Genomic DNA, 1393 nt, shown 5'->3' on the forward strand with positions numbered 1-1393 from the left:
CACTACTGTCCGATAAAAACTAAAGTTAGTCATTTTTCGACTTGAATGCTTTGATTTTACTGAAGTTGATTTATGTTTTTCAAAAGTAAGCCCCCTTTTTTATGGACTGAAGTTCAACTGAAGCTGCGGGTCAATTTCTTTAATCCAATCTTTCTCCGGGTTTTCAAGATATTTTACCAAATGAATGTAATTGAAAAGATGTAGTCGACAGAAACAAGCAAGGTTTGAAAAAGCCCATTTTCTTTTGATTTTCTTTCGTATTATGGTTAATAATAGATTCACTATTAAGGTACACCAAATTTGTATTTTGATAGAGTTTTCGTTGTCTCCAAGGAAATACTTGAGCGGAAAGTTCTGTTTTAACTGCTTAAAGAGTAATTCAATTTGCCACCGTTTCTTGTAAATTAATGCAATGTGACCCGCATTCATCCCATGAAGATTGGTGATAAACTCAAAGCATCGTCCATGCTCGTCGTCCCAATAAGCTATTTTTCTCAATTCAATTGTTTTGACGTAACTCCCATTTTTTTTAACCGCTACTTGAATTACTTCATCTTTTATTACACCGTTGTCTATATGTGAAGGAATATCGTTTTCTCGGATGGATTCATAAGAAGCGTTTGATTTTAAGCGTGTAACGAAGTGAATACCGTTCTCGGTAAACTCATCGAAGGTTTTATAATCGTTATACCCTTTATCGAATACAGCTATTTTCCCTTTTTTAATTTGAATGTGTTTTAGAAATTGCTTGTCATGGGTGGTTGCCGCTGAAAACCAAATGAGTTTAGGTACGTTTTCTTGAAGGTTAATCTGTGTGTGAATCTTAATGCCCCCTTTTTTCTTACCATTAGATGGTGTTCGACCAACACAGCTTAGTATGTCTTTAAACAAGGATATCGTACTCGAATCAATGATTTCTAATTTGTCTTCCCACGAGTAAATTTTTCTGCTGTCCGAGATAATTGATTGGTATTGCTTTAGTAAATCGTAATAAATATCTTGGAACACCAAATGACTTCTTCGTTTGTTTGCATCACTGAGAGTGCTTTTATAAGGTATGTTTTTAAGTTGAAAATGATTCGTTTTACCCTTCAAACCCAACATTGAAGCGGATACTTCTCGTAATGAAGTACAATGGGCAAAAGTGGAAAACAACATACTTATTAAATGATCGGAGGTATCAAACTTCTTAACATAATGATCAGAGTTATGTTTTTTAACTGCTCCCCGTATCAAAGAAGAATCGATTAAAGAAATCAGCTGTCCGAAAACAGATTGTCCGAAAAAGTAGCTACTTTTATTCATGTAATTTTAGTTCGCAAAACCAAATTACAATAAAGCGGGAAATCTTGAGTAAGAAATCCCGCTTTTAAATTTTTATCGGACAGTAGTG

General features: G+C 34.2%; 1 protein-coding gene. It reads right to left on the bottom strand.

Annotated elements, in window-relative coordinates:
* Nucleotides 1–99: 99 nt before the first annotated feature.
* On the bottom strand, nt 100–1305 hold the full coding sequence (locus tag CHX27_RS02475) for an IS4 family transposase (RefSeq protein ID WP_094485183.1): 1206 nt from the start codon (nt 1303–1305) through the stop codon (nt 100–102).
* Nucleotides 1306–1393 lie beyond the last annotated feature (88 nt).

This window comes from Flavobacterium aurantiibacter (assembly GCF_002251775.1).
GTDB classification, from domain to species: Bacteria; Bacteroidota; Bacteroidia; order Flavobacteriales; family Flavobacteriaceae; genus Flavobacterium; species Flavobacterium aurantiibacter.